This is a genomic window from Nonomuraea sp. NPDC047897, from assembly GCF_043204415.1.
Taxonomy (GTDB): domain Bacteria; phylum Actinomycetota; class Actinomycetes; order Streptosporangiales; family Streptosporangiaceae; genus Nonomuraea.
In genome coordinates, this window is record NZ_JBIDCC010000008.1 from 174,426 (window position 1) to 200,099 (window position 25,674).

General features: G+C 72.6%; 26 protein-coding genes. 11 read left to right on the forward strand and 15 right to left on the reverse strand.

Going from position 1 to position 25,674, the window contains the following annotated elements; genetic code table 11:
- Positions 1-53 precede the first annotated feature (53 nt).
- Positions 54-1,679, reverse strand: a complete 1,626-nt coding sequence (locus ACGF0J_RS19640; protein WP_393147638.1) for a serine/threonine-protein kinase — start codon at positions 1,677-1,679, stop codon at positions 54-56.
- A gap of 123 nt (positions 1,680-1,802) precedes the next feature.
- Between ACGF0J_RS19640 and meaB the strand changes: the two genes are divergently transcribed.
- From meaB to ACGF0J_RS19655, 3 genes are all read left to right on the forward strand, one after another.
- Positions 1,803-2,762: a methylmalonyl Co-A mutase-associated GTPase MeaB gene (gene meaB / locus ACGF0J_RS19645; RefSeq protein WP_393147640.1), complete on the forward strand. Its 960-nt coding sequence runs from the start codon at positions 1,803-1,805 to the stop codon at positions 2,760-2,762.
- Positions 2,763-2,848: 86 nt separating this feature from the next.
- Positions 2,849-3,496: a TetR/AcrR family transcriptional regulator gene (locus ACGF0J_RS19650; protein ID WP_393147642.1), complete on the forward strand. Its 648-nt coding sequence runs from the start codon at positions 2,849-2,851 to the stop codon at positions 3,494-3,496.
- Complete coding sequence (locus tag ACGF0J_RS19655) at positions 3,493-3,921, forward strand: acyl-CoA thioesterase (RefSeq protein ID WP_393147644.1); 429 nt, start codon at positions 3,493-3,495, stop codon at positions 3,919-3,921. The genes ACGF0J_RS19650 and ACGF0J_RS19655 overlap by 4 nt, the downstream gene beginning before the upstream one ends.
- Before the next feature lie 75 nt (positions 3,922-3,996).
- On the opposite strand, the gene ACGF0J_RS19660 is transcribed toward ACGF0J_RS19655, so the two are convergent.
- Entirely contained in the window at positions 3,997-5,769 is a 1,773-nt protein-coding gene (locus tag ACGF0J_RS19660) for an AMP-dependent synthetase/ligase (protein WP_393147646.1), read from the reverse strand.
- Between the two features lie 66 nt (positions 5,770-5,835).
- Positions 5,836-6,009 (reverse strand): hypothetical protein, encoded by a 174-nt coding sequence (locus tag ACGF0J_RS19665; protein ID WP_393147648.1) that lies wholly within the window; start codon positions 6,007-6,009, stop codon positions 5,836-5,838.
- A 25-nt stretch (positions 6,010-6,034) separates the two neighbouring features.
- Here ACGF0J_RS19665 and ACGF0J_RS19670 point away from each other — a divergent pair, with 25 nt between their 5' ends.
- The 3 genes from ACGF0J_RS19670 (at position 6,035) to ACGF0J_RS19680 (ending at position 7,992) form a co-directional block, all read left to right on the forward strand.
- Positions 6,035-6,550 carry a CGNR zinc finger domain-containing protein gene (locus ACGF0J_RS19670; protein ID WP_393147650.1) on the forward strand — a complete coding sequence of 172 codons (516 nt, stop codon included), beginning with the start codon at positions 6,035-6,037 and terminating at the stop codon, positions 6,548-6,550.
- Positions 6,551-6,600: 50 nt separating this feature from the next.
- Positions 6,601-7,578: a hypothetical protein gene (locus ACGF0J_RS19675; protein ID WP_393147652.1), complete on the forward strand. Its 978-nt coding sequence runs from the start codon at positions 6,601-6,603 to the stop codon at positions 7,576-7,578.
- A 120-nt stretch (positions 7,579-7,698) separates the two neighbouring features.
- A complete protein-coding gene (locus ACGF0J_RS19680) occupies positions 7,699-7,992 on the forward strand; it encodes a hypothetical protein (RefSeq protein ID WP_393147654.1) in 294 nt (97 codons plus the stop codon).
- 184 nt (positions 7,993-8,176) lie between these two features.
- Here ACGF0J_RS19680 and ACGF0J_RS19685 read toward each other — a convergent pair whose 3' ends face one another.
- The 4 genes from ACGF0J_RS19685 to ACGF0J_RS19700 all read right to left on the reverse strand — a co-directional run bounded on the left by ACGF0J_RS19685 (position 8,177) and on the right by ACGF0J_RS19700 (position 10,129).
- Positions 8,177-8,449 carry a hypothetical protein gene (locus ACGF0J_RS19685; RefSeq protein WP_393147656.1) on the reverse strand — a complete coding sequence of 91 codons (273 nt, stop codon included), beginning with the start codon at positions 8,447-8,449 and terminating at the stop codon, positions 8,177-8,179.
- Positions 8,446-8,769: a hypothetical protein gene (locus ACGF0J_RS19690; RefSeq protein WP_393147658.1), complete on the reverse strand. Its 324-nt coding sequence runs from the start codon at positions 8,767-8,769 to the stop codon at positions 8,446-8,448. Before ACGF0J_RS19690 ends, ACGF0J_RS19685 begins: the two co-directional genes overlap by 4 nt.
- A gap of 180 nt (positions 8,770-8,949) precedes the next feature.
- On the reverse strand, positions 8,950-9,216 hold the full coding sequence (locus ACGF0J_RS19695; RefSeq protein WP_101782776.1) for a zf-TFIIB domain-containing protein: 267 nt from the start codon (positions 9,214-9,216) through the stop codon (positions 8,950-8,952).
- A 40-nt stretch (positions 9,217-9,256) separates the two neighbouring features.
- On the reverse strand, positions 9,257-10,129 hold the full coding sequence (locus ACGF0J_RS19700) for an aminoglycoside phosphotransferase family protein (protein WP_393147660.1): 873 nt from the start codon (positions 10,127-10,129) through the stop codon (positions 9,257-9,259).
- Between the two features lie 180 nt (positions 10,130-10,309).
- Here ACGF0J_RS19700 and ACGF0J_RS19705 point away from each other — a divergent pair, with 180 nt between their 5' ends.
- From ACGF0J_RS19705 to ACGF0J_RS19720, 4 genes are all read left to right on the forward strand, one after another.
- Positions 10,310-11,266: a TIGR03619 family F420-dependent LLM class oxidoreductase gene (locus ACGF0J_RS19705; RefSeq protein ID WP_393147662.1), complete on the forward strand. Its 957-nt coding sequence runs from the start codon at positions 10,310-10,312 to the stop codon at positions 11,264-11,266.
- Positions 11,263-11,442 (forward strand): hypothetical protein, encoded by a 180-nt coding sequence (locus ACGF0J_RS19710; RefSeq protein ID WP_393147664.1) that lies wholly within the window; start codon positions 11,263-11,265, stop codon positions 11,440-11,442. The genes ACGF0J_RS19705 and ACGF0J_RS19710 overlap by 4 nt, the downstream gene beginning before the upstream one ends.
- 67 nt (positions 11,443-11,509) lie before the next feature.
- On the forward strand, positions 11,510-11,806 hold the full coding sequence (locus tag ACGF0J_RS19715) for a hypothetical protein (protein ID WP_393147666.1): 297 nt from the start codon (positions 11,510-11,512) through the stop codon (positions 11,804-11,806).
- Positions 11,807-11,812: 6 nt separating this feature from the next.
- Positions 11,813-15,643 carry a hypothetical protein gene (locus ACGF0J_RS19720; protein WP_393147668.1) on the forward strand — a complete coding sequence of 1,277 codons (3,831 nt, stop codon included), beginning with the start codon at positions 11,813-11,815 and terminating at the stop codon, positions 15,641-15,643.
- 33 nt (positions 15,644-15,676) lie between these two features.
- Here the strand turns inward: ACGF0J_RS19720 and ACGF0J_RS19725 are convergent, their stop codons facing one another.
- Both ACGF0J_RS19725 and murQ read right to left on the reverse strand, forming a co-directional pair.
- On the reverse strand, positions 15,677-16,732 hold the full coding sequence (locus ACGF0J_RS19725) for a serine hydrolase domain-containing protein (protein ID WP_393147670.1): 1,056 nt from the start codon (positions 16,730-16,732) through the stop codon (positions 15,677-15,679).
- Positions 16,733-16,918: 186 nt separating this feature from the next.
- Positions 16,919-17,818, reverse strand: a complete 900-nt coding sequence (murQ, locus tag ACGF0J_RS19730; RefSeq protein ID WP_393147672.1) for an N-acetylmuramic acid 6-phosphate etherase — start codon at positions 17,816-17,818, stop codon at positions 16,919-16,921.
- A gap of 58 nt (positions 17,819-17,876) precedes the next feature.
- Between murQ and ACGF0J_RS19735 the strand changes: the two genes are divergently transcribed.
- Positions 17,877-18,989, forward strand: coding sequence for an exo-beta-N-acetylmuramidase NamZ domain-containing protein (locus ACGF0J_RS19735; protein WP_393147674.1), 1,113 nt, complete (start codon positions 17,877-17,879; stop codon positions 18,987-18,989).
- A 2-nt stretch (positions 18,990-18,991) separates the two neighbouring features.
- Here ACGF0J_RS19735 and ACGF0J_RS19740 read toward each other — a convergent pair whose 3' ends face one another.
- From ACGF0J_RS19740 to ACGF0J_RS19765, 6 genes are read right to left on the reverse strand one after another with little or no spacing between them, the layout of a single operon-like run.
- Positions 18,992-19,888: a GNAT family N-acetyltransferase gene (locus ACGF0J_RS19740; RefSeq protein ID WP_393147676.1), complete on the reverse strand. Its 897-nt coding sequence runs from the start codon at positions 19,886-19,888 to the stop codon at positions 18,992-18,994.
- Between the two features lie 4 nt (positions 19,889-19,892).
- Positions 19,893-20,903: an ABC transporter ATP-binding protein gene (locus ACGF0J_RS19745; protein WP_393147678.1), complete on the reverse strand. Its 1,011-nt coding sequence runs from the start codon at positions 20,901-20,903 to the stop codon at positions 19,893-19,895.
- A complete protein-coding gene (locus ACGF0J_RS19750) occupies positions 20,900-21,898 on the reverse strand; it encodes an ABC transporter ATP-binding protein (protein WP_393147680.1) in 999 nt (332 codons plus the stop codon). Before ACGF0J_RS19750 ends, ACGF0J_RS19745 begins: the two co-directional genes overlap by 4 nt.
- A gap of 3 nt (positions 21,899-21,901) precedes the next feature.
- Positions 21,902-22,804 carry an ABC transporter permease gene (locus ACGF0J_RS19755; protein WP_393147682.1) on the reverse strand — a complete coding sequence of 301 codons (903 nt, stop codon included), beginning with the start codon at positions 22,802-22,804 and terminating at the stop codon, positions 21,902-21,904.
- Positions 22,801-23,808, reverse strand: coding sequence for an ABC transporter permease (locus ACGF0J_RS19760; protein WP_393147684.1), 1,008 nt, complete (start codon positions 23,806-23,808; stop codon positions 22,801-22,803). The genes ACGF0J_RS19755 and ACGF0J_RS19760 overlap by 4 nt, the downstream gene beginning before the upstream one ends.
- A 4-nt stretch (positions 23,809-23,812) precedes the next feature.
- On the reverse strand, positions 23,813-25,627 hold the full coding sequence (locus tag ACGF0J_RS19765; RefSeq protein WP_393147686.1) for an ABC transporter substrate-binding protein: 1,815 nt from the start codon (positions 25,625-25,627) through the stop codon (positions 23,813-23,815).
- Positions 25,628-25,674 lie beyond the last annotated feature (47 nt).

The following is a 25,674-nucleotide window of genomic DNA, read 5'->3' on the forward strand; positions in this document are numbered from 1 at the left end:
CGGTGTCGCGCGGCCGGGGCGACGGCCGGCCGGATCACCTGTCACGTCCGCCGTCAGGGGACCTCGCGCGCGCAGAGGGTGACGGAGACGGTGCGCTGGTGGACCACGGGGGAGGTGATCCGCAGCGTGACGCTGTGGGTTCCGCCGGTGCTCTCCAGGCTGCGGGGGGCCGTCAGGGCCAGCCTGCCGTTCCGGGCGACGGTGGCGGAGGTCTGGCCGACCAGCGTGCCGTCGTAGATCCAGGCGTACCTGAACGTGAGGGGCCCGCCGTTGCGCACCACCAGCGCGCGCGGGGTCACCTGGCCGCCCGCCCAGCAGCCGCCGTTCGGGGTGCCGATCGCGCGGAGGGAGCCCACCCTCAGCCGGTCGGCCGCCGCCGTGGCGGTGGGGTCGGTCGTTCCGGTGCCGGTCGGGGAGGCGTCGCCGGGCGAGGGCACGGCGGTGCCCGCCGGCGCGGGGGTGCGGGTCCTGCGCGGCCGCTGCGTGGGTGACGCGTCGCGCGAGCCGGCCGACGAGGGTTCGGCCGAGGCGCTCGGCAGGGCCTGCGACTTGGGCTGCGGCGAGCTCGGGGTGAGCCAGACGATCACTCCGGCGAGCGCCAGGGCGGACAGGCCGGAGGCTCCCGCGATGGCCACGGTCTTCCCCCGCCGCCGCTTCGGCGCGGACCCGGCGGCGGGCCGGTCGCCCTCCTCGGGTTCGCGGTCCTGCCAGGGCGGCGCATCAGGCGCGCCGGACGGTGGGGGGGACGGCGCGGGGGGCGCCGCGTCGGGCGGTGTTCCGGGCGACGTCCCGGGCGGCATGGCGGGCGGCATGGCGGCGGGTCGTGCGGCGGGCTGAGGCCCGTGGGGGGCGCCGGGCGCGACCGGGGCGGCGGGAGGAGTCGCGTACGGGTCCGGGTCGTGACCGGCGAGGAGCCGCGGCAGGATGTCGCGCATGGCCGGCCGGGCGGTGGGGTCCTTGACCAGGCACGCGGAGACCAGCGGGACCAACGGCTGCGGCAGCCCGCCGAGCCGGGGTTCCTGGTGCAGGATGCGGCCGACGACCGCGGCCAGCGAGTCGTCGCCGAACGGCGGCACCCCCGTGGCGGCGAACACCATCACCGCCGCCCACGCGAACACGTCCGCCGCCGGCCCGCCGGGATGCCCGGCCAGTTGCTCCGGCGCCATGTAGGCGGGCGTGCCCGTGATGCCGCCGGTGGCCGCCCCGCCGCCGTCGAACACGGCGGACAGCCCGAAGTCGGTCACCCGCGGCCCACCCGCGCCGAGCAGCACGTTCGCCGGCTTGAAGTCGCGGTGCACGAGACCCGCCCGGTGGATGGCGGCCAGCGCGGTGGCGGTCGCCACTGCCAGCCGCCGCAGCGCCTCGCCCGCCAGCGGCCCGGCCTCACGCAGCGACGGTCCGTCCACGTACTCCATCACCACGTACGGCCTGCCGGTGACGCCCGCGTCCAGGACCTGGGCGACGTACAGCGGTTCGACGCGGCGTGCGGCGGCGATGTCCTCGGCGAAGCGCTCGTCGCCGGTGACGCCTTCGCGCAGCACCTTGACGGCGACCGGTGCGCCGTTGGGCGCCTGGGCGAGGTAGACGACACCCTGACCGCCGACGCCCAGGCGACCGGCCAGCCGATAGGGTCCCACCGATGCCGGGTCGCCCTCGCGCAGGGGTTCGGCGTTGGGCATGAGGGGAGTGACTCCTGTGACGACAGGGACGGCAGACTTGCAGCACCTTAGCGTCAAAATTCATGACATGTCGTCAGTTAAAGTGATCAATGGCGGTGGGAGATGCGGGAAGGGGGTGCTCCCATGCGATCGCTCGACGACTACGTCCGCGGCGTGAAGGACGGCTCCCGCACCTGGATCGCCCGCGCGATCACGCTGGTGGAGTCCACCAGGTCCGACCACGCGGCGCTCGCCCAGCGCCTGCTCGTGGAGCTCACCCCGCTGGCCGGCCGGGCCCGGCGCGTCGGCGTCTCCGGGGTGCCCGGTGTGGGCAAGTCCACGTTCATCGACGCCCTGGGCGTCCTGCTGACCGCCCGGGGGCACCGGGTGGCCGTGCTCGCCGTGGACCCCTCCTCGACCAGGACCGGCGGCAGCATCCTCGGCGACAAGACCCGCATGTCGCGGCTGGCGGCCGATCCGTCGGCGTTCATCCGGCCCTCGCCCACCTCCGGCACCCTGGGCGGCGTCACCAAGGCCACCAGGGAGGCGATGGTGGTGGTGGAGGCGGCGGGCTTCGACGTCGTCCTCGTCGAGACCGTGGGGGTCGGGCAGTCGGAGACGGCGGTGGCCGACATGGTCGACACGTTCCTGCTGCTCACCCTCGCCCGTACCGGCGACCAGCTCCAGGGGATCAAGAAGGGCGTGCTGGAGCTGGCGGACGTCATCGCGGTCAACAAGGCGGACGGCGAGCACCGGATGGCGGCCCGCAAGGCGGCGCGCGAGCTCGCCGGGGCGCTGCGGATGCTCCGCTCCGACACCGCGCCGCCGCCGGTGCTGACCTGCAGCGGCCGGACCGGCGACGGCCTGCCCGAGTTGTGGGAGCAGGTCCTGGCGCACCAGGACGGGCTCGACCTCGCCGCCAAACGGCGTCTCCAGCAGGTGCGGTGGACGTGGACGCTCGTGCACGACCGGCTCCTGGCCGAACTGCGCGACGACCCGGAGGTGGCGGCCATCGCCGGACGGGTGGAGGAAGAGGTGCTGGCCGGCACCCTCACCCCGGCGCTGGCGGCGGACCGGCTGCTGGCCGCGTTCAAACGTTCCTGACCCGGTCCAGGTCGCCCCCGGCGGCGGTGGGCCGCCGATCACGACCAGAAAAAAGAACGACCGATCGGTCATGTATAGTTGCGGTCATGGCCGACACCAAGACGGACGGTCGCCGGGCCCGCGGGGAGCGGAGCCGGGAGGCGATCCTGGGGCGGGCCGTGGCGCTCGCCTCGGTCCACGGGCTCGACGGGCTGACGCTGGGCAGGCTCGCCGAGGCCGCCGGGGTGAGCAAGTCCGGGTTCTTCGCGCACTGGCGCGACAAGGAGCAGCTCCAGCTCGACGCCGTCGACTGGGCGAGCCGCCAGTGGACCGAGCGCATCGTCGAGCCCGCGCTGCGGGCGCCCGCCGGCGTCCGGCGCCTGCTGGCGCTGCACGAGGCGCGCCTGGCCTTCTACGCCGACCGGGTGCTGCCCGGCGGCTGCTTCTTCTTCGTCGCCCAGGTCGAGTTCGACGACCGGCCCGGCCCCGTGCGCGACCGGATCGCCCAGGCGATGTCCCGCTGGCTCGGCTTCATCGAGCGGCAGGCGGCCGAGGCCGTGACCCTCGGCGAGCTGACACCCGGCACCGACGCCGCCCAGCTCGCCTACGAGATCGAGGCCCTCGGCGAGGCCGCCGTCATCCACGCCCGGCTGCTCAGCCACGACCTGGCCTACACCCGCGCCCGCCGTGCCGTGCTGCACCGGCTGCGCTCCCTCGCCACCGACCCGTCCCTGCTTCCGGAGGAACCCGCGTGACCCAGACCCGCCCCGTGCACATCCACTTCGACGACCTCGACGCCATGGGCCTGCTGCACAACTCCCGCTACTCCCTGCTCGTCGAGCGCGCCATCTCGGCCTACTGGGTTGAGTTGGGGTGGAACTTCGACCCGGCGGTGTCCCGCTTCGAGGACGTCTTCCTCGCCGTACGCGAGTTCAAGATCACCTACAGTGCGCCGATCGCCGGGGCGGGGGAGGTGCTGGTGGAGTTCTGGCTGGACAAGATGGGGCGCACCAGCGGCGTCTACGGGTTCCGCATCCTGTCGGCCGACCGGTCGACCACGCACGCGGAGGGCTATCGGGTCAACGTCAACCTCGACCCCGCGACCCTGCGCCCGGCCCCCTTCACCGCGGAGACCCGCGCCGCGGCCGAGCCTCTCCTGCGCGCCCCGTCCCTGGCCTGATCCGGGCGGCCACGGGCCGGAGGGGTGGAGCGGCGGCCGGGGCGGGATGGTGACACCGGCCCCGGCACGCCGCGCTCACGCGGGCTGGTCGTAGAAGCCGTCCAGCGTGTCGCCGTAGCGCGTCTCGACGGCCTTGCGCTTGATCTTGAGGCTGGGCGTGAGCTCGCCCGACTCCACGGTGAAGTCCTCCGCCAGGATGGCGAACTTCTTGACCGTCGCGTAGCTCGCCTCCTCCGCGTTGACCTGCGCGATGGCCTTCTCGACCTCCGCGCGCATGCGCGGGTGCTCGCGCAGCGCCTCGGCGTCGAGCGGCAGCCCCTCGGCCTGCGCCCACGGCCGGACGACCTCCATGTCCAGCGTGACCAGCGCCGTGCAGAAGTTGCGCCGGTCGCCGTGCACGAACACGTGCGACGCGTACGGGCAGGCGGCCTTGATCCGGCCCTCCAGGTAGGTCGGCGCGACGTACTTGCCGCCGGAGGTCTTGATCAGCTCCTTCTTGCGATCGGTGATCGTCAACCGGCCCTCGGCGTCGACCTCGCCGATGTCGCCGGTGTGCAGCCAACCGTCCTCCAGCGCCTCGGCCGTCTCCTCGGGCAGGCCGTGGTAGCCGCGCATGATGCCGCGCCCGCCGATCAGCACCTCGCCGTCCTCGGCGATCCGCACCCGCGTGCCCGGCAGCGGCGCCCCCACCGCGCCGAAGCGCACCGTGTCGGGCCGGTTGAGGAAGCTGCCCGCCGACGACTCCGTCAGGCCGTACCCCTCCAGGATGGTCAGGCCCGCCGCGTCGAAGAACTCGGCGATGTCCTGAGACAGCGGGGCTGCGCCCGAGATGAAGAAGCGGATGCGCCCGCCGAACCGCGCGCGCAGCTTGGCGAAGACCAGCCGGTCGGCCAGCGCGTACTCCATGCGGGTGGTGGCCGGGATCCCCGCGCCGCGCTGCCGCGCCTTGACCACGCGCAGGCCGGTCGCCCGCGCCCAGGTGAAGATGCGCAGCTTGAGCCCGCCCTCGCGCCGCACGGTCGCGGTCACCGTGTTGTGGATCTTCTCGAAGATGCGCGGCGCCGCCGCCATGAAGGTCGGCCTCAGCTCGCCGAGATTCTCGGCGATCTTGTCGAGGCGGCCGTCGATCGCCGTGGGCACCCCGATATCGATCATGACGACCTCGAGCAGCTTGCCGAACGAGTGCGACAACGGCAGCCACAGGAAGTGCAGGTCGTCGGGGGAGATCAGGTTCAGTTCGCGGACCGCGCCGCCGGTGTAGAGCCAGTTGTCGTGGGTCAGCTCGACGCCCTTGGGCCGGCCGGTGGTGCCGGAGGTGTAGATCAGCGTCGCCAGGTCGTCCTGGGCGATCGCGTCGACCATGGCGTCGTAGTCGCGCCCGCCGTCGGCGAGGCCGGGCAGCGCGTCGAACCGGACCACCCAGCCGTCGTCGCTGGGCGTGCCGTCGATCACCACGACCTTCGTCACGTCGGGCAGTTCCTTCTGCACCGACCTGAGCTTCGCCACCTGGTCGTCGTTCTCGGCGATGACGATCGTGCTGCCCGAGTCGGTGATGACGAACGCCGACTCCGCGGCGGTGTTGGACGGGTAGATCGTGGTCGTGGCCGCGCCCGTGGACAGCACCGCCAGGTCGGCGAGGATCCATTCGAGCCTGGTGGAGCTGAGGATGGCCACCCGCGTGTCCGGACCGGCGCCGATGGCGGCCAGGCCGAGTGCCAGCTCGCGGACGCGGTCGCCCACCTGACGCCAGGTCAGTGAGGTCCAGCCGCCGGCTGAGGGGGTCCGGTACGCCTCGGCGTCCGGGGTGGCCGCGACCCGGTCGCGCAGCAGGGAGGGAATGCTCGACATGCCTGTCCTCCTGGGAGTGATGCTGCCGACTCTAAGGCGATCGCGGGCCGCGAGTCGATGTCCTGATCAACACGTGTCGGCAACGGAACGGGGCAGCGTGACGACGGAGCAGTGCGGGGCGGCGGTGCGCACCTCCCAGGCGCCGCAGCCGCAGCGCAGGTAGGAGACGACGCCCTCGGAGGTGCGGTGGGAGGAGACGAGGGTCAGCGACAGCGGGTCGTGCGGCGCTCCGGTATGCATGACTCCAATCTGATGTAATGGCCTTATGCATTTCAATGCTTACGGTGGCAACGGGGCGGCGCTCGCGGCCGCCCTCGTCAACGCCGCGGAGTTCACCCCTCGGGCCATCGAGCCGCTGCTGACCGAGCACGAGATGCTCCGCACCACGCTGACCGCGGCCCAGGCCGCCGAACTGGCGGAGTGGGCGAGGCTGCTCGCCCCGGTCTTCGGGGAGCGCGACCTGGACAACCAGGTCAAGCTGATCAACAGCCTGCTCGACATCAGCGCCACCAAGCCGTTCGTGACCAACCACGACGGCCTCCCACCCCACCTGCACTTCTCCTCGACCGACGGCGACATCGTGTCCCGCACGAAGGACACCACCGCGGGCGGGCTGGCCATGGCCGTCTCGTTCTCCGACGGCAGGCGGCTGGGCCGGTGCGGCAGGCCCGGCTGCTCCACCGTCTACGTCGACACCTCGCGCAACGGGCGGCGCCGGTTCTGCTCCCTGGCCTGCGCCAACCGGGTCAACGTGGCGGCCCACCGGGCGCGGGCCTCGTAGCCCGCCCGCCGGATTGACGGCAAGGGATCAATCGGGCGATAGTGAGGCAGATGGCTGCCCCCAGGTTGATCCCCTGCGCGCTCGTACTCGCGACCCTGACGCTCGGCGCGTGCTCCGCGACGCCCCCTGGGCCGTCGGGCGGGGCGCCCACCGCGGGCGGCGTCGCCGGCGGGGCGGGAGAACCCTCCGCCACCGGACCGTCGCAGGCCCCGCCCAGCGTGACCGCGCTCGCTCCCGAGGCGTACAAGGGCGAGCTCGAACCCCGGCGCAAGACGATGGCCGACGCCCTCAAGGCCGTGGTCGACGCCCGGTCGGTGAAATCGCTCGGCTCGCGCCTGGAGAGCGCGGGCGAGGAGCTGGACGGAGCCGCGACCGCTCTCGCCGCCCTGTCCCCGCCCGAGCAGGTGCGCCCCCAGCACGAGGCCTACGTGTCGAGCCTGCGGGACTTCGCCACCGGCCTCACGGCCGCCGCCGGCCGGGTCGGCAGCCGCGACCTGTGCACCTCCGGGGCCGTGCTCACCGACCTCGACGACCGGCTGGAAGACCTCGACAAGGCCGGCGAGGCGCTGCAGAAGGCCGGCGACTACCCGGCCGACGTGGTCACGGTCAAGGCCAAGGGCAAGCAGTCGAGACGGCTCGGCAACGGCACGTTCGTCCGCCGGGGCAGCCTCAACGGCCGCGGCTCGCTGCAGATCCACAACGGCGACAGCCGCGACGCGGTGGTGACGCTCATGCGCGGCAAGTCCAAGGCGTTCAGCGTGTACGTGCGCAAGAAGACCAAGTACAAGATCCAGGGCGTCAGCGACGGCACCTACCGGATCTTCTTCACGCACGGCGTCGACTGGGACGGCAAGAGCCGCGCCTTCACCCGCGACTGCGGCTTCGAGCGGTTCCAGGAGAGCGTGAAGTTCAAGACCACGTACACCTCGACGCGGATCCGCTGGCACGACTGGCGCGTCACCCTGCACGCGATCAGCGGGGGCAACGCCAAGACCACCGGCGTGGACCCCGAGGACTTCCCGTCCTGACCGCACCCGCCCGAACGGGCCAGGCCCCGGACCCGGGAAGGTCACGCCGTTCCCGGCGAGCCTACCGCTGCGTCATGGCCGTCTTCCTGGCCAACAAACGCCGCTTCGTGGTGCATCTGCGTGCGTGACTTCCGGGAGGAGCTCGGCCCGCGCGACCGCGCCGGGCTGGAGGCGGTGCTCGAAGCCTCCGGCCTGCTGGACGCCTGGGTCACTCCCGACGGAAGGCTGCTCGACCCGCACGCGCACGACGTGATCGCTGCCCGCCGAGCCGGTCGGCACCCCGCTCAGCCGGGTGCTGGTCACTGGCGACGCAGCGGCGCGCGCCGTACCGGACGGCATCGGATGGGGAAGCAGCCGGGCAGCTACGTCTGCTCCGACGGGCGGTGGCGGCTCGGGCCGCTGCACGGCGCCTGAGCCAAGCCGGACGCCTAGTACGTGGGCGCGGCCACCCGGGAGGAGCCAGGCTGCGGCGGCTGGCCGAGCTGGCGACGCTCATCGCCGCGGCAGAGGAGCAGGCCGAGCAGGTGCGCTGGGCCGAGGACGACACCTGCGGTGACCCGGGACCCGGGCGGACTCGGCAGTCGGCGAGCGGGCGCTGTCAGCCCGGCTCGCCGAACAGGTCCTGGAGGGTCTGGGCGGTGGCGGCGCGGGTGAGCCACGTCTGGAGCTGGGTGAGGTCTGCGCACGCGGCGATCCGGGCACGGATGTCGTCGGGGACGTCGAAGCCGCGGGCCTCCAGGACGAGCAGCACCGACCTGGCGGCCGCTTCGGCCTGACCCTCGGTCCTGCCTTCAGCTTTACCCTCAGCCTTGCCGCGGCCGAAGTGTTCGCGGGCGAACGGGCTGTAGACCGGCCAGTCTGTGGACATCATGATCTTCTCCAGGAGGCGGCGGATTCGGGCGAGGACATGCTGTACGCGTATTCATAGTACTTCGGAGCGTGTTCGCCGCCGGTCTCCGCGAGCGCCGTGGCGAACGCCTCGATGACCTTGCGGTCGCGACCGTGCACCATCACCGACATGGCGGCCAGATCCGGATGCTCGGCGGCCTGCTGCGGGTCGGTGATGGGCGGGATGCCGTCCGGTCCCAGCACCTGGGCCTGCAGGCGGTAGCCGGTCAGCCCCGACGCGATCGGCTGGGCGTAGATGGGCGGCGACTCCACGGTCGGGACAGACGACGAGGACCGTGACATCGCAGCGCAGCATCAGCCACAGGGCGGCGGCGTAACGCGCCAGTTGCCGGGGCTCCTTGGACTTGTCCTGCTGGACCTCCACGATGATCGCGTGCGCCGGGGACTGGCGCCATCCGCAGCGCGGCCCACGAAAGGGGAAGGCCGCGCAGTGGGAAACGCGCGGCCTTCTCGCTCGTCGGATCAGGTGGAGAAGAGCATGCCCACCCAGCTGCGCTGGCGGTGGTGGCCGTAGTGGCCGTGGTGGCCGCCGTGCGGCGGCGGCGGGGCGCCCCAGGCCGGGCCGGGAGCGGGAGGCGGGGGAGCGGAGTGGTAGCTGGCCTCCATCCGGGTCAGCGTCTCCAGCTCGCCGTAGTCGAGGAAGATCCCCCGGCAGTTGTCGCACTGCTCGATGTGAACGCCGTTGCGCTCATAGGTGCGCATGTTGCCGTGGCACTTGGGGCAATGCATGTCTAGTCGGTCTCCTTGGCCTCGGGTCTCTGCAGAAAACCTACCGCGCGCAGCCCCGCCACGCTCGGACGATTCTGTTGCACGATTCGACCAACGACTGTTCGACCTCGTCGAGTTCCCGGGCCTCCCGGTGGGCGTTGAGCACCGCGACCGCGGTGAGCTGGACGGTCAGCGCGCGGGCCGGCAGATCGAGCCATCGCCACGGGTCCTCGCCGCCGCGCAGGGCCGGGCCGCCCGCTGCCAGGTAGGCGCCGAGGAACCGTTCCCACACCACCGGGTCCAGCAGCCCGGCCGCGTACCAGGCGGCGGGTCTGGCCAGGTCCCAGGCCGGGTCGCCGGCGCCGAGGTCGTCGACGTCGATGAGCAGCCAGCCGTCGCGGTGCACGAGCTGGCCGAGGTGCCAGTCGCCGTGGGTGAGCAGGCCGGGTCCCGGCTCCGGCTCGGGCAGCTCGGCGAACGCCTGCCGCACCAGCCGGGCGACGGGGCCGTCGCCGGGCATCCGCTCGACCGCGCGGGCGACCCGGGCCGGCCCGCCGGCCGCGGGCAGCGGTGGCAGTGGGGTCAGCGGCGTGGCGTGCAGCCTGGCCAGCAGCCTGGCGCCCTCCTCCCAGGGGGCGTCGTCGAGCTCGTCGGGTGAGACGGGCCGGCCGGCGGGCCACACCGTGACCAGGCGTCCGGCCGCGGTCAGCACGTCGGGGCGGAGGGGGGCGAGCAGCACGCCGTGCAGCGCCGCCGAGGCGACGGCGCGTAACCGCACCCGTAACGCCGCCGCGTCCTCACGGGCGGAGTGGGCCTTGACCACGACCTCGCCCCGGCGCAGCACCACCACGTCGGTGCGGGTGGGGTGGAGCACCGGGGCGCCTCTGCCGCCGTGTGCGCCGGCGATGTCCGCGAGTGCCGCCTCGAGATCCACCCGTACAGACTAGAGTGCCCGGCTATCTCCCACGGCCGGGTCGCGCGGGCGCCCGGCCGGGCGGTGGCGCGTGGCAGCACCGCCTGGGTGGTCGGCGGTTCTTTCTGCTACGCCGTGCCCCGGTGGCGGCCCCATGCCGGCCGGGCCTGCGGCGGTGAGTGCGGTGAGTACTGTGTTCCGATGAGAGTCGGATTCGCCGTACCCCAGTCGGGACCCTGGGCGACCCCCGAGGCCATGCGCCGGATCGCCACCCGCGCGGAGGAGCTGGGCTACCACGAGCTGTGGACGTTCCAGCGTGTCCTGTATCCCGTCGGCCATCCGATGGGGCCGGTCTACCGGGCCGTGCACGACCCCGTGGTGACACTGTCCTACCTGGCCGGGGTGACGAGCCGGATCAGGCTGGGCGTGGCGGTGGTCAACGCCTTCGTCCCTCCGGTGCTGCTGGCCAAACAGCTCGCGACGTTGCAGATCGTCTCCGGCGGCAGGCTGACGGCCGGGCTGGGGCTGGGCTGGTTGCGCGAGGAGTTCGAGGCGGTGGGCGCCGGTTTCGACGGGCGCGGGCGCCGGGGGGAGGAGTACGTCGAGGTGCTGCGCAAGGCGTGGACGCGCGAGGTGGTCGAGCACGACGGGGAGTTCTACCGGGTGCCCGCCTCCCACATGGACCCCCGGCCGGAGCGGGTGCCGCCGATCCTGCTGGGTGGCAGCGCGGAGGCGGCGCTGCGCCGCGCCGGCCGGCTCGCCGACGGGTGGGTGAGCTCCAGCAGGGAGGACCTGTCCGGCATCGGCGCGCGGATCGAGACGGTCAAGGACGCGGCGCGGGAGGCCGGTCGCGACCCGGAGGCGCTGCGGTTCGTCTGCCGGGGCGTCACCCGCGTGCGCCCCGGCGCGTCCGCCGCCGCTCCGGACGGGGGAACGGGCGACGGAACGGACGGGGGAACAGGCGCGGAGCGGCCGCCGTTGACGGGCGCGTACGACGACATCCGCCGCGACGTCGCCGACCTCGCGGCGCGCGGTGTGACGGACGTCTTCCACGATCTCAACTTCGACGAGGAGATCGTCAGCGCGGCCCCGGAGGAGGCGTTGGGTCGTGCCGAGGAGGCCCTGGAGGCGCTCGCGCCTTGTAGGTTCGAGGCATGAGCGCTGACGACCGGCGGCCCCCGCTTTTCGAGCTCGTGCCGGACGAGGCCGACCGGCCCGAGCCCCTCACCGTCCACAGCTCCGACGGCGCGCTCAGCGTGGCGGCCGATCTGACGGTCGAGGAGCTCGAGATTCTCGACGAGCTGAGACGAGCGGCGGCGAAAAAGCGGGATTGAGGGGCCTTTGTGTCGTATGCCGCTTTGGGGCGTGCGATGCTTCGGTGATGCGTGAGGGGGAAGAGGCGTGACGGGGCAGGGATACACCGCGCGCACACCGGGGATACGCCACCACGGACGCGCCTCGGCCGACGAGGCCGAGCATGTCCGGGCGGTGCTGCGTGACGTGCAGGAGGCGTTCGCGAGGGCGGGGCGCCCGATGGGCGACGACCAGTACGGCGCCGAGATGGAGAAGAGATACCCGGTGCTGCGCGACGGCGTGATCGCCGCCTTCCACGCCTACATCGACGAGCTTGAAGGCGTCGGCGGGGGCCTCGGCGTGACCGCGGCGACGTACGAGGCGGCAGAGGGCTCAGGAGCCTGACCCACGGTGTCGCTCGACGGAGACATACCCGGCTGGATGCGGCCCTGGATCGGCTGGGCGGTCGGCATGGACTGGCCGCAGGCCGACGAGTCCAGGCTGTTCGACCTGGCCGACGCGCTCGTGAACGCGGCCTACCGCATCGGCGAAGGCGGCGGCGTCCCGATCCCGGACCGGGACACATGGGACGGGGAGGCGCTCAGGACCTTCGCCGAGCACGTTTCACGCACCGTCGGCGGTCGCCGCGCAGAGCTGATCACCAAATTGGTGACCATGGCGATCGCGTTGAACGATCTCGGTGTGCAGGTCCAGTACACCAAGTGGATGATCAAGCTGATGATCGCACTGCTGATCGTCCAGTTGGTGGTTCTGCTGCGGGCTCTGGCGAACCCCGCGACGGCCGCCGCCGGGGTGGCAGTCGCGGGATGGCGGACCCTCCTCACCCGGCAGGCCGTCCGGGCACTGGCCAAGCGGCTGATGTTCAACATCGGGCTGTTCGGCGGACTCATGTTCGCGATGGACCTGAGCGTCCAGTCCCGGCAGGATCGGCGCGACCGGATCGACTGGAACCAGGCCCTCGCCTCGCTGGCCGCCGGAGCGCTCAACGGTGTGTTCCTCACCGGGGTGACGTGGCTGGCGCCGCCGCGGACGCTGCTCGGCTTCATGGGCGCTTCCGGGGCCGCCGGTGGGCTGACCGACGCCACCATGCAGGCCTTCGACGACCAGCCGTTCGATCTGACGCGGCTGCTGAAGGGCGTCTCCTCGGGAGCCGTCGGCGCCGCGGACGCGCATTGGGCCATGTGGAACCCCCACTTCGGCGGGCGAGGCGGCGACGGGACTCCACCGGGTCCCGCGAACGGCCACGGTGACGGGTCACCGCCGCGGCCGGAGGGCGGAAACGGTGGTGGGCTACCGCCGCGGACGGAGGGCGTCGACGGTGACGGGTTACCGCCGCGGCCGGAGGGCGTCGACGGCTCCCGCACGACGCTGGCCGAGCACATCTCGGCCGCTCACGCCGCACCCGAGGCGGCACGGCCGCAGGCGGACACCGCACGGACGCCCGGTGACCGTCCTGCCGCCCACCCGGCCACCGCCGACGCCCGCGGCGCCGCCGACCAGGCGATCCCTGCCATGGCGGCCCGCGCCACCGAGGGGGACGGCAGCAGGCCGACGGCCCACCCGGCACGCCAGGAGCCGCCCGTCCCGCGGGCCGACCTGATCGAGAGCAAGCTCAACTGGGGGCACCCGCGCTCCGCCGGTCCGCCGCGGACGCCGCACGAGTTCAGCGAGGTGGCGGCCAAAGGGATCGTCGGCGCGTGGGAACCCGCCGGCCACGACAGCGCCCGGGTCACCCTGGCCGACGGCTCGCACGCGATGGTCACCGACCTGCCGACCCAGCGGGACCGGGACGCCAAAGTGCTGGTGGCGCGGCTCGGCCACGAACTCGGCCTGAAGATGCCCGCGATCCACCCGGTCGGTGACAAGCGGTTGCTCGTCGACTGGGTGTACGGCGATCCCGGCCAGATGACCTGGAGCGGCGAGTCGTGGAACCTGTCACGGACCGCGCCCAGCCGCGACAGCGTCCTCGTCGGCCTGCTGGGCGCCCTGCTCCGCGACGAGCCGGCGTTCGCCGGCGCGCTGTCCGGTGAGGCGCGCCTCATGCCCGAGCCCGGCATGGCGAAGCTGATGAGCAGGTTCTTCCTCCGGGACATGGGCGCGGGCCGGGAGGTGTGGGCGCCCAACCCGCTCGCCCTGGCGGACGTCATCCGCGTCGAGCACGCTCTGACATCCATGCGGGCCGACTTCCGGGCCGCCGGGCTGGCGGAGACGCACCGGCGGATGACCGCCGCCCTGCGGGAGATCAAGGAGAACGCGGTCAGCACCGACTCCCTCCTCAAGGCCGACCCGGCCGAACTGCTGCCGGAGATCTCCACCCAGGCGCTCAACGCGCGGGCCGAACGCATCGCCGAACTCACGGCCGACCTCGTGGACACCGCCCCGCCCGGCGCGGGCCGGCCCACGGTGGACCCCGTCCGGCGGCTGGCGGACAACGTCGGCCACATCGTGGCCGAGCGTGCTTCCGACCTCGGCCGCGTCGTCACCTTCGGCGACGGGTCGCAGGCCCTGGCGTTGACCGGACGGGCGGCGGACACGGCGCTGGAGGCGATGCTCACCAGGCGCGTGCTCGGACTGCACGGCCCCGCCGTCCACCGGGCCGCCGACGGCACCGTCTACCAGGCGCACGGCAGCGATCATCTGCGCACCGCCGTGGCCACCGGCATCCGCGAGAGCGACCTGCTGCCGACCAAGGAGGAGGTGGTGACGTTCAACGACGGCAGCCGGGCCGTCCGCCACGAGTTCAGGACCGTCGGCGACGCCGACGAGTTCGAGGCGCGGGCCCATGCGCTGCATGACCTGCGCGACGGCTACCCGAGCACCTACCGGGCCGCGCCCACCGTGGTCTACGAGGGACGCGTGTCCCCGTGGCGGGCGATCGACGACGAACCCCTCCTGCCCCCTGCGGTGCGGCAGGAACTGGACAGGCGCGCATTGCATGCCTGGCTCACCCGTCCTGGGTTGCCTTCTGCGATGCTCGGCGAGAACCCGAGGGTGGAGCGCCTGTGGCTGGCGGACGCTCTGCTCACCGAGGCGGACAGCTCGGCCCTGCGCGCCAGGTACGAGGCGGCGCGGGCCGACTTCGACAGGTACGGCCTGACCGCGCGCCTGGAGAAGCACCTGGAACTCATCCAGCGGTCCAGCCCGGACGCCGCGCTGGACCTGGGCCCGCTGCGTGACCCCGCACCGCTGGTCGCCGACTTCCGGGAAGCCCCCTGGCGGCCACCGCGCGGCGACGCGCGCCCCCTGCGACACCTGCTGGAGGGGACCAACCTGCACCAGGTCAATGAGCTGGCCGTGGGGCGGGCCGCCGACCCCGCGCTCGTTCCCGCCGCCGAGGCGTTCCTGGACAGGGCGGACGCGGAACTCGCCGTCCGGCCCTCTTCCTCAGGTCACGTCTCGGCGCGCGTGCCCGCCGACTGGCTGCCCCGCGACGTCAGACCCGGCAGCGAGATCGTCTTCCACGGCCTGCTCGAAGGGGTGGACGACCCCGCCCACCTCACGGACCGGCCCGACAGCGTGCGGCTGACCATCCGGGCGGGCCGGTACGCCGACGTGGGCGACCTGTCGGGCAAACCCGGCCACGTCCTGTTCGGCCTGGGCACGAGGTTGAAGGTGCTGGCCGTCCAGGAGGCCTTCGGCGAGCGGCACCTGTTCGCCGTGCAGGTGCCCGACGGGCGCACCGCCGACTCGATCGCGCTCCCGGTCCACCGGACGAAACCGCCGCTCACTCCCGAACTGCGCCACCATCTCACGCACCATGTCGAGAGGACCGCCGCGGGTGTGTGGTTGCGTGATCTCGACCACGAGCACGACCGCCGGCTGGTCACGTCGGCGCGCAACATCCAGCGCGTCGACGGCGCCGTGTACGTGGACGGGCACGGGTCCGAGCGGGGCAACTCGGTCGGCGGCCGGACGCTGGAGGCGAAGGTGACGGCGGCCCTGCTGCTGCACAGCGCCGGGCTGACGCCGCACGACGTGATCCTGCTGGCCAACTGCCACATCGGGACCGGGCGGTACCCGCTGGAGGTCGCCCGGCACACCGGCCACGTCGTCATCGCCGCCGACTCCGCGATCATCGTGACGGATGAGGGGCACATGCGCGCGGTGTCCGACGAGTTCGGCCATCTCGGCGGGCGGGGCCGGATCCGCGTCTACCTGCCTGACGACCCGGTCAGCGGCCAGGTTCTCGACACGGTGCGGACGTGGTTCCAGGTGCCCTGACGCCGCCCGGCGGGCCTCCGCTACGGGCCGCCGCTACGGGGCGGCCAGGCGGAGGGCCTCGGCGGCCACCGCGTGGCGCAGCGCCCGGATGCCGTCACGGCCGCGCACCGGATGCACGGCGTTCGTCAGCAGCACCACGGTCAGCCCGCGCACCGGGTCCACCACGAGCGAGGTGCCGGTGAACCCCGAGTGCCCGTACGCGCCGGTCAGCGGCCCGACGATGGCCGGGTCGCCGATGCGCACCCCCAGCCCTTGGCGGAAGGGGGCGCCGTCGGCGCCCTGGTCGCGCACCATCTCGGCCACGGTCTCCGGGCGCAGCATCGCGCCGCCGCCGCGTCGCAGCGTCTCGCCGAACGCCAGCACGTCGCCGGCCGTGGCGAAGATCCCCGCGTGCCCGGCCACCCCGCCCAGCGCGTGGGCGGTCTCGTCGTGCACCTCGCCGCGCACGCAGCCGGGCCCGGGCCGCTCGGGCTTCCACTCGGTGGCGGCGACCCGCGGCAACGTGGCCGGGCCGGGCCGGTATCCCAGGTCGCGCAGGCCCAGCACGCGGGTGACCCGGTCGCGCACCAGCTCGTCGAGCGGCGCCCGCCCGGCCAGCTCGGCCACCCGGCCCGCCGTGACCATGCCGACGTCGCTGTAGAGGTACGGCCCGCCGACGGGTCCGCTGACCGGCGTGGCGACCATGGCGGCCAGCCGGGCGGCCGGGTCCGCTGCGCGCAGTTCGAGGTCGATCCGGCGCGTGGGCGTCAGCCCGGCCGTGTGGGTGAGCAGGCGGCGCGGGGTGAGGCGCCGGTCACGGCCGGGCAGCCAGGCGGCCACCGGCTCGTCGAGGTCCAGGTGGCCCTGCTCGGCCAGCGAGAGCAGGACGACCGTGGTGCAGAGCTTGCTGATGGAGGCCAGGTCGAAGACGGAGTCGGGGCGCGCGGGCGGCCGCTCGTCCACCAGGGTCCCCCGGGCGTCGGCGTAGCGCACCAGCTTGCCGGCGGTCGCCGACGCCGCCACCTCGCCGTCCACGGCGATCAGCGCCACCGCCGCCGGGCACGCGCGCGGCACCGCCTCGGCCAGGATCCGCCGCAGCCGGTCCGCCATCTCCACCTCCCCGCCGGGTCCGCTCCCGGACCCGGCCTTCCCCCTCGTGTCCCCGCGGGCTCTCCGTGTCCCCGCGGGCTCTCCGTGTCCCCGCGGGCTGTCCGTGTGCCCGCGGGCTCTCCGTGTGCCCGCCGGGCTACCCCTCTTGTTCCCGCCGCCGTCCGTCCCCCCGGCGGCGTGGCGGCGTCAGCCGCTCAGCGCGTCGCTGAGGCGCTCGCCGTGCGACTCCAGCAGCGCCCGCGCCTTCTCCGCGTCGAGCCCGTGCCGGATCATCACCACCGCCGTCTTGGCCTGGCCGTCCGCCGCGTCCACCGCCTTGGCGGCGGTCTCCCGGTCGGCGCCGGTGATGTCGCTGACCATGCGGATCGCCCGGTCGGCCAGTTTGTTGTTCATGGCCGACATCTCGATCATCCGGTTGCCGTAGGTCCGGCCGAGCCGCACCATGCAGATCGTCGAGATCATGTTGAGCACCAGCTTCTGCGCCGTGCCGGCCTTGAGCCGGGTGGAGCCCGCCACCACCTCCGGCCCCACCACCACCTCGATCACGTGCTCGGCCGCGGTCGACAGGGGAGCGCCGTGGTTGCACGACAGCCCGACGGTCAACGCGCCCCGCCCGGCGGCCTCCCGCAGCGCGCCCACCACGAACGGCGCCCGCCCGCTGGCCGACACGCCCACCACGGAGTCGAGCGGGCCCACCTCCAGGCGTGCCATCTCGGCGGCGCCGCCCTCGGCGTCGTCCTCGGCGCCCTCCACCGAACGGGTGAGCGCCTCCGGGCCGCCCGCGATGACACCCCGGACCAGCTCCGGGTCGGTGCCGAACGTCGGCGGGCATTCCGAGGCGTCGAGCACGGCCAGCCGCCCGGACGTGCCGGCGCCCACGTACAGCAGTCGTCCGCCGGCCCGCATCCGGCTGGAGATCGCGTCGATGGCGGCGGAGATCTGCGGGATCGCCACCGCGACGGCCGCCGGCACGGCGGCGTCGGCCTGGTTCATCAGTCGCGCGATCTGGTCGGTGGGGAGCCGGTCGATCTGGCTGTAGCGGGGATCGCTCTGCTCGGTCGCCAGCTCAGGTAGGGGATCGATCATGACGCTAATTTCCACCCTTTACTTCTCTCTTGTAAAGATCTTTCAGCACTATGGGTTCATGACGTACGTGCGTACCGGTGCCGAACGCCTCGCCGCCGACCCCGCGCTCGCGGGCGGCGGCCGCCTCGGCCTGATCACCAACCCCACCGGAGTCCTGCCCGACCTGACCCCCACCGCGGACGCCCTGCTGGCGGCCGGCGCGCCGCTGACCGCGCTGTTCGGGCCCGAACACGGGATGCGCGGCACCGCGCAGGCCGACGGGAGCGAGCCGGACACCACCGACCCGCGGACGGGGCTGCCGGTCCACGACACGCACAAGCGCTCCGGCGCGGCGCTGGACGAGCTGGTGGCACGTTCCCGCGTCGACACGCTCGTCTTCGACATCGCCGACGTGGGCACCCGCTTCTACACCTACGTGTGGACCATGTACGACCTCATGGCCTCGGCCGCCCGGCTCGGCCTGCGGTTCGTGGTCCTCGACCGGCCCAACCCGCTCGGTGGCACGGTCGCCGAGGGGCCGCCACTCGACCCGGCGTTCGCCAGCTTCGTCGGCAGGTTCCCGCTGCCGGTACGGCACGGCAACACCGCGGGGGAGCTGGCGCTGCGGTTCGGGTTCGACCTGGACCTGCACGTCGTCGCCATGGAGGGATGGCGGCGCGGGATGGACTTCGCCGCCACCGGGCTGCCCTGGGTGATGCCGTCGGTCAACCTGCCGACCCCCGACACCGCGCTGGTCTACCCGGGCACCGGGCTGTTCGAGGGGACCACGTTCTCCGAGGGGCGCGGCACGACCCGGCCGTTCGAGCTGGTCGGCGCGCCGTACGTGGACGAGAGGTTCGCCCCCGCGCTGAACGCGCTCGGCCTGCCCGGGGTGCGCTTCCGCGAGACGTGGTTCACCCCGACCTTCCACAAGCACGCCGGCACGGCGGTGCGCGGCGTCCAGGTGCACGTGCTCGACCGGGCCGCGTTCCGGCCCGTGCTCACGGGCGTGTCCATGCTGTACGTCGCCCGAACGCTCTACCCGGAGGACCTCACCTGGTGGGGGCCCGAGGGCTTCGAGGACCACCTGTGGGGCTCCGACACGCTGACGCGCAGCCTGGAGGCGGGCCAGGACCCGCGGGTCCTGTGCCCTGAGCCCGCTCCCCCCGGCGGGCCGCTGCTCTACCCGTGACATCACGCCAGGTCGCGCCGGTAGAGCCAGAACACCCGCTCGGCCCGGGCGCCCACCGCGCGTGAGTAGAAGCGCAGCGGTCCGACCCAGCCGATCTGCGCGCTGCCGTACCCGGCGGCGCGCAGGTCGGCCAGGCAGCGGCGCAGCAGCACGCGGCCCACACCGAGGCCCCGGGCCGCCGGCGCCGTGCCCATCGGCCCGAACCAGGCCGGGCGGGCGCCCCACGCCGCGAACGCCAGCGGCTCGCCGTCGCGCTCGGCGTAGTGCAGGCCGGCGGCGTTGACGGCCTCCCAGGCCCAGCGCTCGTTCCAGTGCTCCGCCACGAACGCCGCCACCCGTTCCCGATCGGCGGCGCCGGCGGCCCGGACGGCGACGCCCTCCGCGGCCAGCCGCGCCACGTCGCCGCCCGTGGACAGGTCGGCGGAGGTGAGGTCCGCGGTCATGTTCCAGGCCACCTGGTGGCGCTCGTATCCCAGGCTCTCCGCCAGGCAGGCCGCGGCGGTGTAGCGGACGTCGATGCCCGGCCAGGCGTAGCACGGCGGGTTGCCGGCGAAGCGCGCCTGCGCGGCGCCCTGCCCGCGCAGCCACTCCTCGGCCGCGCGCACCAGCCGCCGGCCCAGCCCGTGGCCCTGCTCGTCCGGATGTACGGCGAGCAGGTCGATGTGCCCGGCGTCGGGGTCCTTGCCCGACATCGACGCCATGACGACGCCGCCCCCGTCCACCAGCGCGGTCCAGTGGCGTCCGGCGGGCGGCGCGGCCAGCCGCCGCACCAGCGCGCCCGCCTCGGCGGCGTCGAAGGTCAGCGCCTCCTCCGCCACCCGCACGGCCCGCTCCAGACCGGCCCCCTCCAGACCGGCCCCTTTCAGACCGGCCCGCTGCCGGTCCGCCCCCGAAGGCACCGGCTCACACCTCGCTCATCGGCCGGGCGACGACGCCGCGGCGCTCCGGGTGGAAGCAGGCGTGCTCCTGCGGCACGCCCTCCGTGCGGCCCAGCACCGGCCGCTCACCCTCGCACCGGTCGGTACGGAACGGGCAGCGGCGCGCGAACAGGCAGCCGGTGTCGGGCTGCGACTCGTCCAGCGACTCCAGCGGCACCACCGGCTGCTCGCCGGGCAGCTCCAGCCCGTGCAGCACCGGGATGGCCGACAGCAGCGACTGCGTGTACGGGTGCACCGGGTCGGCGATCACCGTGTCCACCGGCCCCCGCTCGACCACCTGACCCCGGTAGATGACGTACAGCTCGCCGTCGTCGCCGATGTAGCGGGCGGTGGCCACGTCGTGGGTGATGAACAGCACGCTGACGCCCAGCCGCTCGCGCAGGTTCTTCAGCAGCGCGAGGATGCCGAGCCGCAACGACACGTCGATCATCGAGACGGCCTCGTCGGCGACGAGCATCTCGGGATCGACGGTCAGCGCCCGCGCGATGACGACGCGCTGCCGCATGCCGCCCGAGAGCTGGTGCGGGTAGCGCGACAGCACCGTGCCCGGGTCGAGCCCGACCAGGCCGAGCACCTCGGCCGCCCGCTCGTCCATCCACTGCCGCGACCGCCCCGTCTGCTTGGCGCGCAGCGCGAGCGGCGCCTGCAGCGTCTGGTGCACGGTCCGGGTCGGGTTCAGCGCCGAGTAGGGGTCCTGGTGGATCATCTGGATCTTGCGGAAGTGCGGCTGGCGCTGCTTGGGCTTGAGCCCGGACATCGGCGTGCCGTCGATGTCGATCTCGCCCGCGTCGTACGTCTCCAGCCCCGCGATGATCCGGCCGAGCGTCGTCTTGCCGCAGCCCGACTCGCCGATGAACGAGGCGGCGCCGCCCTTGGGGATGGCGAAGTCGACGCCGCGCAGCGCGTGCACATCCCGGCCGGCCAGCACGTTGCCACGCTGCCTGAAGGTCTTGGTGATGCCGTTCCCCGTGATCACGCGTGCTCCCTCACCTTCACCGCGTGGCAGGCCACGATCCGCGTGCCGTGCGCGACGGCCGCCGGGTCGTCGCTGTCGCAGACGTCCATCCGCAGCGCGCAGCGCTCCCGGAACACGCATCCCTCCTTCGGCACCGTGGCCAGCGTCGGCGGGCGGCCGGGCAGCGCCCGGGCCTCGTCGATGTCGCCGACCAGGCGGGGGATGGCCTGGATCAGGCCCCGCGTGTAGGGGTGGCGCGGCGCGCCGAGCACCTCGCGGGTGGGGCCCTGCTCCACCAGCCGCCCGCCGTACATGACCGCGAGCCGGTCGGCCACCTCGGCCACCACGCCGATGTCGTGCGTGATGACCAGCGTGGTCAGCCCGCGCTCGGAGTGCACCTCACGCACGATCTTGAGGATGTTCGCCTGGGTGATCATGTCGAGCGCGGTGGTCGGCTCGTCCAGGACGACGACGTGGGCGTTCAGGACCAGCGCCAGCATGATCCCGACCCGCTGGCGCATGCCGCCGGACAGTTCGTGCTGGTGCGAGTCGAGCACCCGGGCGCCGTCCAGCCCCATCCGGCCGAGCAGCTCCCGCGCCTCGCGCACCAGCCCGCGCAGGTCGTCCACGCCGTGCGAACGGCCCAGGTCGAGAAGCTGCTTGCCGACCGTCTTGAGCGGGTTCAGGGAGTTCTGGGCAGCCTGGAACACGTAACCGATGTGCGCGCCGCGCGCCTTGCGCAGCCGCTCGCCACTCAGCCCGACGACGTCGCCGAGCCCGTCGATCTCGACGCTGCCCGCCGCGATCCGGCCCGGCGGCTGCACGGCGTTGAGCAGCGACAACGCCAGCGTCGACTTGCCCGAGCCGGACTCGCCGACGATGCCGGTGATCGTGCCGGGCTCCAGGGTCAGGCTGACGTCGCGCACGGCGGGCAGCTCGCCCGCCGGCGTCTTGTAGACGACCGTCAGACCGTCGATGCGCACGCCCGGCGCCTGCGTTGATGCGGGGTGGGCCACGAACTACTCCTCACGCAGCCGGGGATTGAAGATCTCGTCCATGGCGTCCACCACGAGCACGATGCCGAGCGTCAGCAACAGGATCGCCAGCAGCGGCGCCAGCATGTACGGCAACGCGGCGGTCGTGGTCATCGCCCCGCCACCGAAGACGGCCAGGTTGAGCATCACGCCCCAGTTGTTCGCCTCATAGGGCAGCACGCCCAGGAAGAACAGGCCGACCTGCGCGTACACGGCGCCGGTGACCGCGATGAGCATGTTCATCGCGATGTACGGAGCCATGCTCGGCAGCAGTTCCTTGCCCACGATGTGCGGGGTGGACAGGCCGAGCCCGCGGGCCGCTTCGATGAAGCCGCGCTCGCGCAGCGACAGCGTCTGGGCGCGCACCGCCCGTGCCACGCCGCCCCAACCGAGCAGGCCGAGCAGCAGCCCCATCTCCACCGCGCTGCCGAACTTCCAAATGGTCGACAGCACCAGGAGCAGGGGCAGGCCGGGGATGGTCAGCTTCATGTCGGTCAGCCGCATGAGGACGGTGTCCCAGCGGCCCCGCTTGAAGCCGGAGAACAGGCCGATCGCGGTGCCCAGCACGACGGTGACAATCGCGGTGACCAGGGCACTGAGCAGGACGTATCGAGAGCCTGTGATGACCAGCGCCACCACGTCGCGGCCCTGCCCGTCGGTGCCGAACCAGTGCGCGACGCTCGGTGGCGCGTAGATGCCCGCTGCCTGGTCGCGGGGCAGGTGCTCGGGGTAGAACATCGGCCCGAAGACTGCCATGACGGCGAAGCCGACGAGGATCACCGCGCCGGCCAGCCTGCTGGGCTTGCGTCTCATCACCCGCCACACGCCGCGCCAGAAGTTGCGGCGCATGGTCGCCGACGTGCTCGAACTCTCCAGTAGGACGCTCACGACACCTCCCCTCCGGACCGCACCCGCGGGTCGATGACCGTGTAGAACAGGTCGGCCAGGATGTTCGCCAGCACGATGGCCAGGGTGATCAGCAGGAACGCGCCGCCCATCAGCGCGTAGTCGCGGTTGGTGACGCTCTCGATGAGCAGCCACCCGAGGCCCGGATAGTTGAAGATCTTCTCGATGAAGATCGCGCCACCGAACAGCAGGCCCAGCGACAGGGCGAGGACCGTGAACAGCGGCAGGATCGCGTTGCGCGCGATGTACCTGAAGACGATCGACCGCTTCATTCCGCGCAGCTCGGCCGCGAGGATGAAGTCGTCGCCCAGCACGGTGACCACGCTCGACTTCATCGCCAGGATCCAGCCGCCGTAGCTGGCCAACGCGTAGGTGAGCACCGGCAGGGTGGCGTGCTCGATCAGCGAGCCGATGTAGGCCGCGTTGAAGCCGGGCTCGAAGAGGATGTCGGCAGTGCCGCCCATCGGCAGGATCGGGATGAGCGTGGTGAACAGGGCGCCGACGAGGAGCGCCAGCACGTACTGCGGCACGCCGTGCAGCAGCGAGCCCGAGATGGCCAGCAGGTCACCGAGCTTACCGGTGCGCTTGACGGCTGCGTAGACGCCCAGGATGACGCCCACCAGGAAGCTCGCCAGCGTGCCCGCCAGCACCGGTAGAACGGTCCACTTGGCGGCTTCGGCCAGCACCGAGGTGACCGGGGTGCCGGGGTTGGTGACCGACACACCGAGGTCGAAGGTGAACAGGCCCGCGATGTAGTCGGTGTACTGCTCCCAGAGGGTGCCCTTCGGCATGAAGCCGTACATGACGGCCGTTGCCCGCTCGGCCGCCTCGGGCGACATGCCTTGCTCTAGGAGCTTCTGATATCTCGCGGCCATCGGGTCGCCGGGGATGTTCCTGATGATGAAGAAACTGATCGTGGCGACCACGAAGACCATGACGAGCCCGCGGGCCACGTGGCCCGCGAGTCGCCGTGCGATGACCGTCATGCTGCTACTGCTTCGCCTTCACGAGACCCTGCTGCATCCACACGCCCGCGGGCCAGCGCAGCAGGTCGCTGTCCTGCTCCGGCCAGCCGGTGAACCGGCTGGTGTTGACGAACTGCGTGTTCACGTAGTCCCAGAGCTGGATGACCGGCAGGTCCTGGTTGGCGGCCTTGGCGAGCTGGGCGATGATCGGCTTGGCCTCCTCGGCGCCGACGTTGTTCAGCTTGCCGGTCAGCTCACCGGGGTTTACCTTGCCGATGCCCTCGACCTCGATCTCCTCGGCGCCGCCCATCCAGTTGCCGCCCTTGCCGGCGGGAGAGTGCTTGATCTTGCCGGCGACGTTCGTCCAGCCGTTGGACGCGCCGTAGAGGCGCTGGTAAATGTCGTACGGCGCGGGGCCGAGCGCGATCAGCCAGAAGCCGACGTCGTACTTACCGGCCGCGAGCTCCTCCAGGTAGAGGGGATAGTCGGCGACCGTGACGACCTCGGCGTCGACGCCGTTCTCGATGAGCTGGCTCTTGATGTTCTCCTGGGCGGAGATCCAGTCGGAGAAGCCGGCGGGGGCGGTCATGGAGACCTTCCAGGGCGAGCCGTCGGGCATCGTCCACTTGCCGTCCTTCTGCTGCAGCCCCGCCGCCTTGAACTCGGCTTCCGCCTTCGCCTTGTCGAACGCGTACGGCTCCAGCTTGGCGGCCTCGGCGCCGAGCCACTCGGCGGCCGGCTTCTGATGGATTCCGGAGGTCGTGGTGGCCGGGGTGCCGCCTTCGGGGGAGGCGGTCTGGGTGACCTGGGCGCGGTCGATCAGGTAGGCCAAGCCCCTGCGCACGTGCACGTTGTCGTACGGCTTCTTGGACTGGTTGAACGCCATGCCCACCGAGACCGGCGAGAAGCCCTTGATGACCTGCGCCCCGGGCGCCTGCTTGATGCGGTTCATCACGTCGGCCGGCGCGGCGGTGAAGCCGGCGTGGTCGAGCTTGCCGGCGATCAGGTAGTTCCAGATCTGCTCGTTGCCGGTGTAGTTGAGGAACTTCACCTGAGCCGGAGCGATCTTGGCCGCGTTGTAGAAGTTCTTGTTCTTGACCAGCAGGGCCTCACCCGGGTTGACCCGCTCCAGCACGAAGGGGCCGCCCGAGACGTCCTTCTCCGGCTTGAACGCGATGACCTTCTCACCCAGCGCGGTGATCTCCTCACGCGCCTTGTCCGCGTCGGCCCCGGTGCCGCGCGAGGTCTTCAGCTTGTCCCAGAAGTCGGCCGGCAGCACACTGCCCCACACGTGGGCGGGCACGACGATGGTGTCCATGACGCCCCGCGCGAACTTGGCGCTCGGGTTGGACATGTCCTGCGTGACCTTGATGGTCGTCGGGTCGACCACCTGGACGTCGGCCGCGGCGCCTGCGGCGCCCGGCGTGATCGCGAACGCGGTGCTGCCCTGGGTGTAGGCGATGCCGATCGACAGTTTCACGTCCTCGGCGGTCAGCGGCTTGCCGTCGGACCACTTGCCGTTGGGCGGCAGCTTGATGGTGACCGAGGAGTTGTCCGGGGCTACCTCCCAGCTCGACGCGGCACCCGGGTAGAAGACGTTGGGATCGGTCAGGTGGTTCTTGAAGTAGGCCAACCTGATCTCGTTGAACCCCTTGAAGACGTTGCCCTTGGGGTTGAACGGGTTTGCGGGTGCGCTCGCGTCGATGCCCGGTCTGTTCACGTCGATCGTGGTGAAGAGGCCGCCACCACCGCCCGAGCCGGACTGATTGGTGGAACCACCGCTGCACGCTGTGACGGTGGCAAGGCCCAGCAACGTTACTGCCGCTGCCAGTCGCTTCATGTTCCGCTCCGGGGATGTCGGACCTGGTGAGGCTCTGTGTGAGGTTG